15 protein-coding genes are annotated in these 15,596 nt (G+C 46.2%); 6 read left to right on the top strand and 9 right to left on the bottom strand.

What is annotated here, in order from left to right; all coding sequences use genetic code 11:
• Positions 1 to 17: 17 nt before the first annotated feature.
• The gene (locus HMPREF9446_RS03245) at positions 18 to 1,397 is read left to right on the top strand and encodes an efflux transporter outer membrane subunit (RefSeq protein WP_009123981.1); all 1,380 of its coding nucleotides are present in this window, start codon (positions 18 to 20) and stop codon (positions 1,395 to 1,397) included.
• 44 nt (positions 1,398 to 1,441) lie between these two features.
• Here HMPREF9446_RS03245 and HMPREF9446_RS03240 read toward each other — a convergent pair whose 3' ends face one another.
• Positions 1,442 to 1,747, bottom strand: a complete 306-nt coding sequence (locus tag HMPREF9446_RS03240) for an RNA recognition motif domain-containing protein (RefSeq protein WP_009123980.1) — start codon at positions 1,745 to 1,747, stop codon at positions 1,442 to 1,444.
• Between the two features lie 441 nt (positions 1,748 to 2,188).
• Between HMPREF9446_RS03240 and HMPREF9446_RS03235 the strand changes: the two genes are divergently transcribed.
• The gene (locus HMPREF9446_RS03235; RefSeq protein ID WP_009123978.1) at positions 2,189 to 3,835 is read left to right on the top strand and encodes a diphosphate--fructose-6-phosphate 1-phosphotransferase; all 1,647 of its coding nucleotides are present in this window, start codon (positions 2,189 to 2,191) and stop codon (positions 3,833 to 3,835) included.
• Between the two features lie 104 nt (positions 3,836 to 3,939).
• Positions 3,940 to 4,788, top strand: coding sequence for a glycoside hydrolase family 25 protein (locus HMPREF9446_RS03230; RefSeq protein ID WP_087943533.1), 849 nt, complete (start codon positions 3,940 to 3,942; stop codon positions 4,786 to 4,788).
• Positions 4,789 to 4,790: 2 nt separating this feature from the next.
• On the opposite strand, the gene prmA is transcribed toward HMPREF9446_RS03230, so the two are convergent.
• Positions 4,791 to 5,633, bottom strand: coding sequence for a 50S ribosomal protein L11 methyltransferase (gene prmA / locus HMPREF9446_RS03225; protein ID WP_009123975.1), 843 nt, complete (start codon positions 5,631 to 5,633; stop codon positions 4,791 to 4,793).
• 278 nt (positions 5,634 to 5,911) lie between these two features.
• Here prmA and HMPREF9446_RS03220 point away from each other — a divergent pair, with 278 nt between their 5' ends.
• Positions 5,912 to 7,270, top strand: coding sequence for a hypothetical protein (locus HMPREF9446_RS03220; protein WP_009123973.1), 1,359 nt, complete (start codon positions 5,912 to 5,914; stop codon positions 7,268 to 7,270).
• 29 nt (positions 7,271 to 7,299) lie between these two features.
• Positions 7,300 to 8,886: a hypothetical protein gene (locus tag HMPREF9446_RS03215; protein WP_009123972.1), complete on the top strand. Its 1,587-nt coding sequence runs from the start codon at positions 7,300 to 7,302 to the stop codon at positions 8,884 to 8,886.
• Positions 8,887 to 9,000: 114 nt separating this feature from the next.
• Here the strand turns inward: HMPREF9446_RS03215 and HMPREF9446_RS03210 are convergent, their stop codons facing one another.
• The 6 genes from HMPREF9446_RS03210 to HMPREF9446_RS03185 form a co-directional block, all read right to left on the bottom strand.
• The gene (locus HMPREF9446_RS03210; RefSeq protein WP_009123971.1) at positions 9,001 to 9,909 is read right to left on the bottom strand and encodes a hypothetical protein; all 909 of its coding nucleotides are present in this window, start codon (positions 9,907 to 9,909) and stop codon (positions 9,001 to 9,003) included.
• Positions 9,910 to 9,928: 19 nt separating this feature from the next.
• Positions 9,929 to 10,399: a DUF6108 family protein gene (locus HMPREF9446_RS03205; RefSeq protein ID WP_009123970.1), complete on the bottom strand. Its 471-nt coding sequence runs from the start codon at positions 10,397 to 10,399 to the stop codon at positions 9,929 to 9,931.
• 13 nt (positions 10,400 to 10,412) lie between these two features.
• Positions 10,413 to 10,844 (bottom strand): hypothetical protein, encoded by a 432-nt coding sequence (locus HMPREF9446_RS03200; protein WP_009123969.1) that lies wholly within the window; start codon positions 10,842 to 10,844, stop codon positions 10,413 to 10,415.
• Positions 10,841 to 11,362 carry an RNA polymerase sigma factor gene (locus HMPREF9446_RS03195; protein WP_009123968.1) on the bottom strand — a complete coding sequence of 174 codons (522 nt, stop codon included), beginning with the start codon at positions 11,360 to 11,362 and terminating at the stop codon, positions 10,841 to 10,843. The genes HMPREF9446_RS03200 and HMPREF9446_RS03195 overlap by 4 nt, the downstream gene beginning before the upstream one ends.
• Positions 11,363 to 11,487: 125 nt before the next feature.
• The gene (locus tag HMPREF9446_RS03190) at positions 11,488 to 12,045 is read right to left on the bottom strand and encodes an NADH peroxidase (protein WP_009123967.1); all 558 of its coding nucleotides are present in this window, start codon (positions 12,043 to 12,045) and stop codon (positions 11,488 to 11,490) included.
• 24 nt (positions 12,046 to 12,069) lie between these two features.
• On the bottom strand, positions 12,070 to 12,498 hold the full coding sequence (locus HMPREF9446_RS03185; protein ID WP_009123966.1) for a Fur family transcriptional regulator: 429 nt from the start codon (positions 12,496 to 12,498) through the stop codon (positions 12,070 to 12,072).
• Positions 12,499 to 12,844: 346 nt separating this feature from the next.
• Here HMPREF9446_RS03185 and HMPREF9446_RS03180 point away from each other — a divergent pair, with 346 nt between their 5' ends.
• Positions 12,845 to 14,767 (top strand): NAD(+) synthase, encoded by a 1,923-nt coding sequence (locus HMPREF9446_RS03180; protein WP_039968379.1) that lies wholly within the window; start codon positions 12,845 to 12,847, stop codon positions 14,765 to 14,767.
• Here HMPREF9446_RS03180 and HMPREF9446_RS03175 read toward each other — a convergent pair.
• Entirely contained in the window at positions 14,764 to 15,594 is an 831-nt protein-coding gene (locus HMPREF9446_RS03175) for a transporter substrate-binding domain-containing protein (protein ID WP_009123964.1), read from the bottom strand. The two genes, HMPREF9446_RS03180 and HMPREF9446_RS03175, sit on opposite strands and share 4 nt — an antisense overlap.
• Positions 15,595 to 15,596: the final 2 nt, after the last annotated feature.

Raw genomic sequence — 15,596 nt, 5'->3', positions numbered from 1 at the left:
TTAAACAAAAGACTGTTATGAAAAGAAATAAAATATATATCCTTTTACTGCTGAGTATTTTCATGTTCACTTCCTGTAAGGTCGGAAAAAACTATGTCCGTCCTGAGATGCCCTTGCCGGACAGCCTTGTGCACCGGCAGGACAGCGTCAGTATTGCCGACCAGCAATGGCAGGCTGTCTATACGGACAGCACTCTGCGTAACTTGATAGACCGTGCGCTGGAGTATAATAAAGATATGCTCATTGCCGCTGCGCGTGTCAAGGAAATGGCCGCCCAAAAACGTATCAGTGTAGCTAACCTCCTGCCTCAACTGAATGGTAAGGTAAGTGCGAACAGGGAAATGGAAAATTATGGCGGACACAGCCGTGATGTGGATAATACTTATGAAGCGAAGGCTCTTCTTTCTTGGGAACTCGATCTTTGGGGGAATCTGCGTTGGAAGCAGGTGGCTGCCGTAGCCGATTATCTTCAGAGTGTGGAAGCGCAGCGTGCGTTGCGCATGACGATAGTGGCGGAAGTGGCACAGGCATATTATGAACTGGTGGCTCTTGATACGGAACTTGAAATTGTTCGCCAGACACAGAAGGCCCGCGAAGAGGGAGTACGTCTTGCCCGTATTCGTTTTGAGGGAGGATTGACATCCGAGACATCTTACCAGCAGGCTCAAGTGGAGTTGGCACGTACGGCTACACTTGTTCCAGACTTGGAACGCCGTATTTCTTTGAAAGAGAATGATATTGCCTTTCTTGCGGGTGAATTTCCCACCCATATCGAGCGTAGCCGCTTCCTGCAGGAACTGGATGTGCCGCAATCCCTTCCGGTAGGCTTGCCTTCCGATTTGTTGGAGCGCCGTCCGGATATCCGTGCTGCAGAACAACAACTGAAGGCAGAGCATGCCCGGGTGAAGGTGGCTTATACCAATATGTTTCCCCGTCTGGCTCTTACCGGTCAGTTCGGACTGGAGAGTGATGTCTTGTCCAACTTTTTGCAATCACCCTATTCATTGCTGAATGGAGCGGTTTTGACTCCGCTTTTCGGATGGGGTAAGAACCGTGCCGCATTGAAGGCGCAAAAGGCCTCTTATGAAGCCGAGATTCATAGTTACGAGAAAACGGTATTGAATGCTTTCAAGGAAGCCAAGAATGCAATTGTCGATTTCAATAAAATAAAAGAGGTCTATCAGTTGCGTGTGAAATTGGAGCGGTCGGCTAGGAATTATGTGGATTTGGCTCAGTTGCAGTATATCAACGGTGTAATTAATTATATGGATGTACTTGATGCGCAGCGTGGTTATTTTGACGCACAAATAGGAGTAAGCAATGCCATCCGTGATGAATTGATTGCTGTAGTAAATGTGTATAAGGCCTTGGGCGGAGGCTGGCAGGTCGAAGAATAAAAAAAGGCGCTTTTAAGCGCCTTTTTTTTATAAATCACAAAATCTTAATATCTTCTTGAGTTGTAACCACCCCTTCTGTCGCGGTTTCCACCGTTGCGTGGTCTTTCTTCTCTGGGGCGTGCAACGTTTACTGAAATAGTCTTTTGGTCATATTCAGCACCATTCAATTCGTCAATGGCTTTCTGGGCTGCGGTGTCATCAGACATTTCTACGAAGCCGAAACCTCTAGATCTTCCTGTTTCTCTGTCTGTAATGACTCTTGCTGAAGAAACTTCTCCATACTCTGAAAATAAATCGTTCAAATCAGCGTCAGTAGTGCTGAAATTCAAACCTGCAATGTAAATGTTCATTAGAAATTTAATTTAATTAAATAATACTTTGGGGAGTGAGGAGGAAGATTAAAGAATGCGGACTACTTGCTAATACTTTCTATTATTATAAGGAGAACTATGCGATAATGATTCACCAAAACTCAAACCTTGGGCACAAAGGTAGTATAATAAATCGGAGGACAATGATTTATTTTGTTTTTTTTGCCATGGATAATTAAAAATGATATATTTGATTGAAGTACAGAGAAAAATCGTGCATGGAATTTTTTTGTTGTTGGATCTTAACGTTGAAATTCGCCATACTTGTCTCGGTTCGTAACTGCCCGGACTTTTCCAATTCTGCCAACGGGCATTTTAAATATAATTTTTCCCTCTCGTTTGCATATCTTCCGAAAAAAGACGAAATTTGCGTCGCTTTTAAAACGGAACTTTACTAACACCTTTAAATAATTAAAAGAAATGACTAAAAGTGCATTGCAAATTGCAAGGGCTGCTTACCAGCCCAAACTTCCAAAAGCGCTGAAAGGTACTGTCAAAGCTGCAGAAGGTGCAGCTACCCAGTCTGTAGCCAACCAGGAAGAAATCAAGAAACTGTTTCCTAACACGTACGGCATGCCTTTGATTAAGTTTGAAACGACCGATGAAGCTGCTAACTTCCCTGCAATGAATGTGGGCGTTATTCTTTCCGGTGGCCAGGCTCCCGGTGGTCACAATGTGATTTCCGGTATCTTTGACGGTATCAAGAAATTGAACAAGGACAGCAAACTGTATGGTTTCATTTTGGGACCCGGCGGTTTGGTTGACCATAACTACATGGAGCTTACTGCCGACATAATTGATGAGTACCGTAATACAGGCGGTTTCGATATCATCGGTTCGGGTCGTACCAAATTGGAGAAAGAAGAGCAGTTCGAGAAGGGTTATGAGATTTTGAAGGAACTGAACATCAAGGCACTGGTAATCATCGGTGGTGACGACTCCAACACCAATGCTTGCGTGCTGGCTGAATATTATGCAGCAAAGAAATACGGCGTACAGGTTATCGGCTGTCCGAAGACCATTGACGGTGACTTGAAGAACGATATGATTGAAACTTCTTTCGGTTTCGATACTGCTTGCAAGACTTATTCTGAAGTAATCGGCAACATTCAACGTGATTGTAACTCTGCCCGCAAATATTGGCATTTCATCAAATTGATGGGACGTTCGGCTTCTCACATTGCTTTGGAATGTGCATTGCAGGTACAACCTAATATGTGTATCATCTCCGAAGAAGTGGAAGCTAAGGATATGTCATTGGATGATATCGTTACCAACATTGCCAGAGTAGTGGCCGACCGTGCTGCCCAGGGTAATAACTTCGGTACCGTGCTGATTCCCGAAGGCTTGGTAGAGTTCATTCCTGCCATGAAGCGCTTGATTGCAGAATTGAATGACTTCCTTGCCGCCAATGCGGAGGAATTCTCTCAAATTAAGAAGTCTCACCAACGTGACTACATCATCCGCAAACTTTCTCCGGAGAATGCGGCTATCTATGCAAGTCTTCCCGAAGGTGTTGCACGCCAGCTGTCATTGGACCGCGACCCGCACGGAAATGTACAGGTATCTTTGATTGAAACAGAAAAATTGTTGTCAGAGATGGTAGGAACGAAGTTGGCCCAATGGAAAGAAGAAGGCAAGTATGTAGGCAAGTTTGCTGCCCAGCATCACTTCTTCGGCTACGAAGGACGTTGCGCTGCTCCGTCCAATTTCGATGCGGACTACTGCTACTCTTTGGGTTATGCAGCTTCTGCACTGATTGCCAACGGAAAGACTGGCTATATGTCTTCTGTACGCAATACTACTGCTCCGGCCGACGAGTGGATTGCAGGTGGTGTGCCCATTACGATGATGATGAATATGGAACGTCGTCATGGTGAAATGAAACCGGTAATCCAGAAAGCTCTGGTTAAGCTGGACGGCGCTCCTTTCAAGGCATTCGCTGCTCAGCGTGAGCGTTGGGCCATGGAAACAGACTATGTATATCCGGGTCCTATCCAGTACTTTGGTCCTACGGAAGTTTGTGATGAGCCGACCAAGACTCTGCAATTGGAACAAGCTAAATAAATCTTGTAACAAAGCATAAATCATAGAACACAGATTGCACAGATTACGCAAATCCTACTTTGTGTAATTTGCGTAGTTTGTGTTCTTCTTTTTAATTTGCTTCTATGCCGTCCAAAACCAATACCGTTTCACGCCGCAAACTGCCAGCCCGCCGTTCTTCTGCCCGTGGCAAGAAGAAACCGCAAGCTCGTACCATGCCTGTATGGTTACGTAATCTTGTGGCGGCATGCATCGTTCTTGTTTTCTTTGCCGGATTTTATTGGTTTTTTATCCGTCCATATGCTTATCGTTGGAAGCCATGCTACGGACAGAAGGAATATGGCGTCTGCATGCCTTGCAATTATGAAGTGCACGGCATTGATATTTCCCATTATCAAGGCAAGATTGACTGGGACAGGCTGGTACATAACAAAGACACTCAATTCCCCATTCATTTTATCTTCTTGAAAGCCACCGAGGGTGGTGACCATGGCGATGATACCTTCGTGCAAAATTTTGGCAAGGCACGCCAATATGGATTTATCCGCGGTGCTTATCATTATTTCCTCCCTAGGACGGATGCGCAGAAACAGGCCGATTTCTTTATCCGCACCGTCCAGTTGTCCAAAGGTGACCTGCCTCCGGTACTTGATGTGGAAACCACGGGCAAGAAGTCTCCACAAGAATTGAAGACAGCGGTCAAGACCTGGTTGGACAGGGTAGAGGCACATTATGGTGTGAAACCGATTCTTTATACCTCCTATAAATTCAAGATGCGCTATCTCAGCGATTCCATCTTTAATGCTTATCCATATTGGATAGCCCATTACTATGTGGATTCCGTAAAGTACGAGGGCAAATGGCATTTCTGGCAACATACCGATGTGGGGAGTGTGCCCGGCATTGAGAAGGAAGTAGATCTGAATGTGTTCAACGGCACATTTGAAGAACTTCAGTCTTTACTTGTCCGATAGCGTTAAACCTTGAACTTCACCGCCGCCCAACGGTTCTTCTCCTGCTGATGGACGAAGCTTAATCCGTTTCGTTCGGCTTCTGCCTGTATGACAGGGATGTCATCTACATAAAAACCGCTCATGTAAAGTTCGGATCCGGAGTGCATACGGCTTACATAATGCTTCATGTCATTCAATAGGATATTCCGGTTGATATTGGCAATGATTACGTCGAACGGGCCCTTGTCTGCCAACGAAGAAGCGTCTCCCTGGAAAACGGTAATGTCATCTACATGGTTTAACTCTATATTCTCGAGAGAGTTGCGTACGCACCATTCGTCTATATCAATGGCGGTACAAGGCGCGGCGCCGCGCATACGTGCCAGTATGGCAAGGATAGAGGTGCCGCAGCCCATGTCGAGCAGAGACTTTCCCTGAAGGTTGCCGTTCAGCAATTCACCGATGATGAGGCTGGTCGTTTCATGATGCCCTGTCCCGAATGCCATTTGAGGGTTGATGACAATATCATACTCTGCTTTTGGAATATCCCGGTGGAAAGTGCTGTGAATGACGCAGCGGTCATCAATGATGATGGGCTGAAAGAAATTTTTCTCCCATTCTTCATTCCAGTCTTTGTCTTCCGCTTCCTGATAACTGTATTCGACTTGTGTGCCGGGCATGGGAAACTCTGCAAGGGCTGTCTGAAGGCTGTCTTCATTGAAAAGTTGTTTTTGGATATAAGCGGCAATACCATCGGTTTGTTCAATAAAACTTTCGAAACCTGCTTCACCCAATACGGCGGAAAGTACATCGTTGGCAGTCTCTGTGCAGGGAATGGTGCGGAATGTAAATTCTAAATATTTCATCGGAATATAATTGTTTGTTAAATGCAGCGGCCGGCCGTAGGCGGCAAATCCAATTCTGCGTATATTTGTTTATTGACTGCAAAGGTAATGTAAACCGGGAGTATAAAAAATGAACCGGTTCATTTTTTGCACCGGAGTATGGATTACTTTATCAAGTGGCATGTATTTAGGGAATTCCCTACCAATCTTTCGGGAAAATCTGCTGTATGTAGTAAATCCCGGTGCTATCTTTGTGACGTGGAAAAGTATTTAGTTGTAAACCCATAAACCAAACGAATATGAAAAAGATTGTTTTTTTATCGCTTTTTGCTTTGTGCCTGCCGTGGGCACTATCGGCACAGAGTGTGGATGACGACCTTTACTACGTACCTTCCAAGAAGAAGGAAGAAACCAAGCAGACGCAGAAAGCGCCTGTGGTAAAAGAGGAGATAGTAGTAAAGTCCAATGCCCCGACTACGGTTTATACCTCGCCGGGCAGCACGACAGTGGTAGTGAAAGACCGTAAAGGAAATACCCGTGACATAGACGAGTATAATCGTCGTTACGACTCCGGTGATTATGAATTCTCGCAAGAGAATGATACGCTTTACATCAATGAAAAGGAAGATGACGGCTTGGATGGCGAATGGGTGAACGGTGAGTTCGAAGGGTCACAGGATGACTACGAATATGCCACCCGTATTATCCGTTTCCGTAACCCGCGTTATGCCATCAGCATCAGTAGCCCGCTTTATTGGGATGTGGTCTATGGCTTGAATTCCTGGGAGTGGAATGTATATACCGATGGCTTGTATGCCTACGCATTCCCTACCTTCAGCAACCGCTTGTGGTGGGATTGGCGCTATAACTCTTATGGCTGGGGCGGATATCCTTACTATGGTTGGGGATGGAACAGCTGGTACGGTCCGAGCTGGGGATTCAGCTGGGGCTGGGGAGGCTGGTACGGCGGTGGCTGGTGGGGACACCATCATCATCACCACTATCATCCCGGATATTATCCTGGTGGCAGCCATTGGGGCGGCGGATATTGGGACAGAGGCAGTGTATATACCAATCGCCGTTCTTCGGGGCCGTCCTATTCTACCCGGAATGGCAGCGGTTCCACCCGTCGTTCTTCAAATGTTATCAATGGAGGACAGACTGTACGCCGTAGCGCAGTGCAAGGTAGCCAGGGGACTTCAGGACAGGTAAGGCGCAGTGCGGCAGATGGTACCCGCCGTGTAGTAGGTACGCGTTCAGCCTCTTCAACGGCGCGTCCGGGCGTTTCAACCCGTACGGATGCATCCTCTACCCGCCGTTCGGTCTATACTCGTCCAAGCAGTACCCGTAGCAGCAGTTCATTCAACAGGAGTGTGGAAGGAACCCGCCGTACTGTAGGTTCAAGCCGTTCTACATCTACCGGAACTTCGTCTCGCAGTACTTCTACTTATAGCAGGGGTTCTTCGAATACGCGTAGTTATTCTAACGATAACAATGCAAGACGTTCTTATAATAGTACGCGTTCTTACAATAACAGTAGCCGTTCTTCTTCCAGTTTCTCTTCCGGCAGCAGTTCACGTTCTTCCGGTAGCAGTTATTCCACTGGTGGAGGTGGTTCCAGCCGTTCCAGCAGCGGTGGCGGTAGCCGGAGAAGATAAGATGTTGTAGTTAAAAGAAAGAACGAATTATGAAAAAGAAAATAGTAATGATGGCCTTTGCTACGCTTGCCACTGTGAGTGTAGGGGCGCAATCGGCGTATGACGCCATGAATATTGCAAGTAATGATTTGAATGGTACGGCCCGTTTTGTAGGCATGGGCGGTGCGATGGGAGCCTTGGGTGGCGATATCTCTACTATAGGGACAAATCCTGCAGGTATAGGCATTTACCGGAGCAATGATGCCATGTTTACGTTGGGCTTCTCAAGTATAGGTACCGAGAGCAAGATTGGAGGACAGACTTTCAATTCAGACAAGAACCGTTGGAGTTTTGACAATGCCGGTTTTGTAATATCTACTAAGATCGGGAATCAGACGACATTGCGTTATGTGAATTTTGGCTTTAATTATCAGAAGGCAAAGTCTTTTTACCGTACGACGACGATGGGAGGCCAATTGGGTTTTTCGCAAACAGATTTGATGGCGAGTCAGGCAAATGCAATGTTTACCGACCGATATAATCCGGTGGATTTATTTAAGTTGCAGCAAGATAACATGAATCCTTATGATGATAATAGAGTCGGTTGGTTAGGCTCTTTGGGCTTCGATGCGGGCCTGGTGTTGACGGATGACAATCCTGACCTTCCTTTCTTCAACTATGGTTATGAGCCTTTAGCCAATTATCGTTCTCAGGAGCGGGGAGGAATTGACCAGTATGATTTCAATGTAGCCTTTAACATAAAGGACCGTGTGTATATAGGTTTTACTGTTGGAGCCCATGATGTAGATTACCGCAAGTCGTATTATTATTCGGAGGCTAATAAAGAGATTGGCGATGACTATAGCCTCAGCAGTGAAAACCGTATTGAAGGAATCGGGTGGAATGCAAAGCTGGGTGTCATTTTCCGTCCTTTTGAAGAATCACCGTTGCGTGTAGGATTGGCGATTCATACTCCTACCTTTTATAGCCTGTCATATAAGACAAGAGCTGCTATAGAATCAAATCTTTGGTACACGGATGATGAGACCGGTGAAGAATTCCAGGTTCATAGTGCATATAGCACATACTACGAACTGAATGACCGTGACATGAAGCGTGAGTTTGACTTGCGTACCCCGTGGAAGTATAATGTCAGTTTAGGATATACGGTGGGGAGCAGCCTGGCTTTAGGGGCGGAATATGAATATGAGGATTTCTCTTCCATGAAGTTCTATTACCCGGAAGGGGATGAGATGTTGTTTGAGACACAACAGGTAAAGCAAACGGCGCAGGGAGTCCATACGTTCCGTATAGGTGCCGAGTATAAGGTGTTTCCCCAATTTGCTTTCCGTTTAGGATATAATATATCTTCCGCGGCCTATAAGGATGATGCCGTGAAGGTGTTTCCAACCAACTCGATCAATACCGATACCGATTTTGCCAATGCCAAGTCTTTGAGTAACTATACATTGGGTATCGGATACAGAGGCTCGCAGTTTTATGCTGATTTGGCTTATAAGTATTCTACCCAGAAAGCGGATTTTTATCCTTTTGCTTTCTCGGACGATCGTCCGGCTGTGACGAAGGTTACCAATACGCGTAGTCAAGTACTTCTTACTTTGGGCTTACGCTTTTGACGGAAAACTGTTTTCATCGCAAATAACCTTTCATTGCAAATACCTTAGGGTATAAAAGATCCCCGGAATTGTGTCAGACTGCAATTTCGGGGATTCTTTATGGCGGCGGGACGCCTACCAATACCATGCAATACCGAACGAGTAGGGGGATACCTCCATTCCCTTATCTTTCTGGAATAATCCGTAAGTGGAATAACGCAGATAAATGCCGAGATTGCCGTAGCCGGCCTGTGCCAGCAGGTTTACGCCGACCGGGCGCACGTACATTCCTTTGCCTACAGTTTGCTTTTTACCGCCGTTGATGTGTGAGAATGACTTTACACCATGGCGTATCTCAAACTCAGGACCGGCATTGAAGAATATAAGACGGTGATTGCCTAGTTGCTGTTGCCATTCCAGGGTAACGGGGATGCGGAAGAAGAAGTGGCGCAGACGGCTTTTGCTGTAACCGGTCTCTTCATCGCCTTCCGTAAGTACGCTTGCTCCATTTGTTTTCAAGAGGGCACGGTTACCATCTATGCTGAATGACCGATACCCCCAGTTGGCACCGAAATTCAGTCCCCAGTGAGGATTTTTCTTAAAATTGTGATAGACTGAGAGGAAGTTGAATCCGAACTCCCATGATTGTGACAAGTCCAGGTTTGCCTGTTTACCGGTACCGAATGAAAGAAAATCGTTCGACATCCGGCTGAATCCGATATACAGGCCGGAATTGTGCGGCTCGTATGAATTGTATCTTTTCTTTTTGGGTATGAAAGGCAAGGCATCTAAAAAGGTACGTTTATCGGCATCCACCTTTTCAAGGTAAACTCCTTCATAGATTTCCACTTCTTTCTCTTCACCTTCCTCCAGCTGGTCTTCATATACCTTGATGCGCATGTCTCCTTTTCCTTTCAGGATAATGATAGAGTCTCCCCGGGTGGTTACGGTGGCTCTTTGTTCGGGTTCGGCAGGTTGCTGGGCTGCGAGATGGCCTGCGGGCATTGCCAACAGGCAAGTTAGAATAAATGTTCTGGTTTTCATGTTATGTAATGTTTTAATGTTATTCCGGTTTGTAAAGCATATCCATCATTTCTTTCTCACTGAGGAGACCTTCAATGTAAATCAAGGTGCCCATCGTATCTTTCCCTATTTTGAAAAGAATGTATCGGTTGAGTTTTTTTCCGTTGCGCTCCACTTCTTTCAGCTGGTAGTAAGCGCTGCGCAGGACACCGCTTTCCATTACTTCCTGGGTTTTCTTGACATTGGCTTGCTTGTCATTGGCAAGGCATTGTTGTATCTCTTGCCGGTAGGGGCCGATATCTTTGAACACAAGACTCTTGTAGGTAGTCATGCGGTAAGATTTCAAGATACTGCCGTTCAGCTCTACTCTGGTCACATCTTTCCGTTCTCCGTATTTGTTGAACAAGCTGGCTATTTGAAGTCCGTCTTGTGCTTGTACCCATAGCGGCAGGCACATCAGCAGGACGGACAGGAAGAATTTTCGCAGGCAAATAAATATAGATGTTTTCATAACCTTGTTTATATTAATGTTGAAACAGTAAGTTGCTTAGGTCTTCATCCGTAAAGCCGGCATTCTGCAGGGCTTCCAGTGCCTTGGCTTGTACCAGCTTGTCGTCCGTGTAGCGTTTACCGTCGATAATGACGTAATTCTCGGGAGAATAGGAAACGGAGACTATATGGGCGATGCCGGTTAACAGGAGCACTCCGGCGGCAATACCTCCAAGTGTGCGGAACAGGCGGTGCAGGCGAATGCTCTTCTTTCTTTCCGGAGGGATAATATTCCGGTTTGTCTCTTGCCCGGTTTTTATTTCTTGAGCCAGATAGGTAAATAGAGGGCGATACATTTCCAAATGCCCGGGTATCTCCTCTTGGGCAAAGAAGCGGCGTATTTCACGCTCTTCTTCACAGGAAGTCCCTCCTTCGAAATATTTGTCTAACAGTTCATCTATTTTCATGGCTTGTTTCTCCTTTTTCTTTCTTGTATGGTTTGAAGGTAAATGTCTCTTACTTTTTTTCTCGCTCTCGACAGATTGCTGCGTATTGCCTCTGCTCCACAGCCGGTTATTTCGGCTATTTCTTCGGTTTCATACTCCTCGATGTCCTTCATCCGCATGATGGTGCGTTGCAGGGTGGGCAGCGAATCTATGATTTCGTGCATCAGGCGAATCTCATCTTTTATCTCCAGCAACCGTTCCGGAGTTCCTGCGGGCGCCATTGCCTGTACGGTGTCCAAAGGCAGGTTGCCGGTATGTTTGCCCCGCCACAGGTCTATGCAGATATTGTGCGTCAACGTCATGGCAAATGCTTCGATGCTCCGGTATTGTTCAAGGTCAAGCCTTTTGCTCCATAGTTTGAGCAAGGCTTCCTGTACGGCATCTTCTGCATCCTCCGGTTCGTCGGTTAACTTCCGCGCATAGTTCAGTAACTTGGCACGTAGTGGGAGAACGGTTATTTTAAATTCTTTGAGTTCCATTTCTGTAGGTAAGACGGATGAGTCCGGCAAACGTGACATCCAAAAGTAAGAAAAAAGGGAAAAAGGCATAAAAAAAGTGCCCTTCCCGGGTGGGAAGAACACTTCAGTATATTCAAAAAGAAGGATTATTTCTTGAAGTAGCGGTTGTATAGACCTTCGAAGCCTTTACCGTGACGGGCTTCGTCCTTAGCCATTTCATGGACAGTGTCATGGATGGCATCCAGGTTCAACGCTTTGGCACGGGTAGCGATACGCTTTTTGTCTTCGCATGCGCCGGACTCGGCATTCATTCTCTTCTCGAGGTTTGTCTTGGTATCCCATACGCAGTCACCCAACAGTTCTGCAAACTTGGAAGCATGTTCTGCTTCTTCCCAAGCGTAGCGCTTGAAAGCCTCGGCAACTTCAGGATAACCTTCACGGTCTGCCTGGCGACTCATGGCCAAGTACATGCCGACTTCTGTGCATTCACCCATGAAGTGGTTGTTCAGGTCCTTGATCATTTCATCATCACAACCTTTAGCTACACCGATAACATGTTCATCGGCAAATACCAACGGGCCGCCGGCTGTTGCTTCTTCAACTTCAACAAACTTGCTGGCAGGAGCTTTACACAAAGGACATTTCTCAGGAGCTGCGTCTCCTTCATATACGTAACCGCAGACAGTACATCTAAATTTTTTCATTTTCTCAGAAATTAGTTGAATTAGTTATTCTTTTTTGCTTAAAAGTTGTTCTTCTATACAGTATTTACAAATTCCTTTATAATAGTAATGGATTTCTTGCACATCGTGTCCGTTCATATCCATGTCTTCCACTTTTTTGACGTTGGCGGGACATTCCAGATCATAGACCTTTCCGCAATGTTTGCACAGGAAGTGGGCGTGCGGGGTAGTGTCCGCGTCGTAACAGGTGTTCCGTTCGTCAATGGTCAATGTCTGTGCGGCACCTTGTTCACTAAGCAGTTTCAACGTGTTATAGACGGTTGTCTTTGACAGCGTCGGGATACTTGGAGACAATGCCGTATAAATCTCATCCACCGTGGGATGCGTACGATGCTCCATCAGATAGCTCATAATGGATATGCGCTGCACTGAAGGTTTGATATTGTATTCTTGCAATCGTTTTATTGCATCCATGTCATTTAAAATCCAAACTTGTAATTATTACATTTTTATTTCTCTTGCAAAGATAACTATTTCTTTGGAGAATCCAAATAAAAAAGGCGAAAAAAATAGTGGCAGTTTAAATTCTACCGAATGGATTTCCATTGGATGGGGATGCAATACCTTTATTCGGCAGCATCTGACATGTACATGTAGGTAAATGGATATTGTAACAAAGACGTTCTGTATATTATAAGGTAGGCAGGCAAGAAGTATAAAAACGGGTGGTCTTTTAAATAGATTGGGTGAACTTATTGATTATTTTGTGTTTGTAGAGAAATTACCGTATTTTTGTGCCCGAATAAATAATAACGTCCTTATGAATTACGGATATGTAAAAGTAGCGGCGGCTGTGCCTCGCGTCAAGGTAGCGGACTGTAAGTTCAATGCCTCGGAGATTGAAAAAGAAATTATTATTGCCGATGGCAAGGGAGTGCAAATCATTGCTTTTCCTGAATTGTGCGTTACCGGATATACATGTGGAGACCTGTTTGCCCAACAGCTTTTGCTTGAAGAGGCGGAAATGGGATTGATGCAGATATTGAACAATACACGCCAGCTGGATATCATTTCTATACTGGGCATGCCTGTTGCGTTGAATGGCGTACTGCTGAACACGGCAGTCGTTATCCAGAAAGGCAAAGTCCTGGGAGTGGTGCCTAAGACCTATCTTCCCAACTATAAGGAGTTTTATGAGAAGCGCTGGTTTACTTCCGCCTGTGAGGTTTCTGAAACCAGCGTACGCCTTTGCGGCCAGATTATCCCGATGGGCAGAAACCTGTTGTTCGATACTGCCGACACGACCTTCGGCATTGAGATTTGTGAGGATTTGTGGGCTCCTGTCCCCCCGAGTTCGGCTTTGGCGCTACAGGGGGCTGAAATCCTTTTCAATCTTTCGGCGGATAATGAGGGCATCGGCAAGCATGCCTATCTGTGTTCCCTTATCAGCCAGCAGTCTGCCCGTTGCATTGCAGGCTATGTGTTCAGCTCATGCGGTTTCGGGGAATCGACTACCGACGTGGTGTTTGCCGGGAACGGGCTGATTTATGAAAATGGCAGTCTGCTTGCCGCCGGCAAACGTTTCTCGTTTGAAGAGCAGGTTGTAATCAGTGAGATAGATGTGGAATATCTGCGTACGGAACGCCGGGTGAACACTACCTTCGCCGCTTGCCGGTCGTGCAGCGCGCCTGAACTTCCCGTGCATGTGGCTGCGGAATACGTCAATAGCAAGGATTTGAATCTTACGCGTACTTTTGATCCCCATCCTTTTGTTCCGCAAGGAGCTACCCTGGACGAGCGCTGTGAAGAAGTATTTTCCATACAGGTATCGGGACTTGCGCAACGGCTGGTGCATACCAAGGCAAAGAGTGCGGTGATCGGTATTTCCGGTGGATTGGATTCTACATTGGCCTTGCTGGTGTGTGTGAAAACCTTTGATAAGCTGGGCTGGGCTCGCAAAGGCATTATCGGTGTGACCATGCCCGGCTTTGGAACAACCGACCGTACCTATACCAATGCAATGGACTTGATGAATTCCCTGGGCATCACCGTACGTGAGGTCAGCATCAAGGAGGCTTGTATCCAGCACTTCAAGGACATAGACCATGATGCCGATGTGCATGATGTGGTTTATGAGAATTCGCAAGCGCGGGAGCGCACTCAGATTCTGATGGACATTGCCAACCAGACATGGGGGATGGTTGTCGGTACGGGCGATCTTTCGGAACTTGCGTTAGGATGGGCTACTTATAACGGAGACCACATGTCCATGTATGGTGTAAATGGAAGTGTACCCAAGACCTTGGTCAGGCATCTGGTGAAATGGGTGGCTGAAAACGGTATGGATGAGGCTTCCCGCTCTACGTTGCTCGATATAGTGGATACTCCAATCAGTCCGGAGTTGATTCCGGCAGATGAGAACGGCAATATTCAGCAGATAACGGAAGATCTGGTAGGCCCTTATGAGCTGCATGACTTTTTCCTTTATTATTTCCTGCGTTGCGGCTTCCGTCCGGCCAAGATATTCTTTTTGGCGGCACGCACTTTCAAAGGTGTTTATGACGAAGAGACCATTAAGAAATGGCTGCAAACTTTCCTCCGCCGTTTCTTCAACCAGCAGTTTAAACGCTCTTGCTTGCCGGATGGCCCGAAAGTGGGAAGCATTTCCATAAGTCCACGGGGTGACTGGCGCATGCCGAGCGATGCATCTTCGGAAATGTGGCTCAAGGGGATTATGGATTAAGTGAAGGGTTTTCCGTAATATTTTTTATAAATCTTCTTGTATTCTTTCCCTTTCTTGAAAGATGACAGCCAGGAATTGAGGCTGTCCAATAGAACGGGAGACTGCTTGCTTACTGCCCATGAGTAGAATTGGGTAAAGCTGATGTCAGTATTTATATCTATCTGTGGAAGGCTGTCGGCTGCGGTGCGTGCAATGCTTTCGTCACATACGGCATAATCAATGTCTCCGTGGGCAACTAATGAGATTAGTTGCTCCGGGCCGTATTTCTCTATTTCCTGTATGTAAATCGTGTCCCCGATTTCGTTTCCGAGGTTGCGGATACGTAACATGGAAGGAGAATTCTTGACGATATGGAGTGTCTTTCCCGCCAGGTCCAGTTGGCTCCTGATGAATAATGAGTCAGAGTCGGACCGTGCTTTGCGTTGGACCAGCACTTGTTTGTTCAATGCAATGGGAAGGGTGAGCAACAAGGAGTCTTTCCATTCGCTGGTGGCAAGGATTCCATAGGCTATTACATCATATTTCCCTTCACTCAGCCCTTTTAACCGCTTGTCAAAGCTCATTTCGGGCGAAAGTTCCGTCTTTAGCCCATGGTCGCGGGCAAAGGCTTCAATAAGTTCGTAATGAAATCCGGACAGGGTATCACCATCTACGTAGAAGCTGATGGAATTGTATTCCGTTGCAGCATGAATAATGCCTTCGTCCGCTATTTCCGCATAGTCTCTGGGATGCCCCTTCGGCTTTTCTTTTTTCTCGAAGAAGAAAGTCGCGGTAAATGCGGCAATAAGTCCTAGGATGACATATTTCAGTAACTTGGCTTTTTTCATGC

This window comes from Bacteroides fluxus YIT 12057 (assembly GCF_000195635.1).
GTDB lineage: Bacteria > Bacteroidota > Bacteroidia > Bacteroidales > Bacteroidaceae > Bacteroides > Bacteroides fluxus.
The sequence above is the reverse complement of the archived record's forward strand: the minus strand, read 5'-3'. Positions and strand labels throughout refer to the sequence as shown.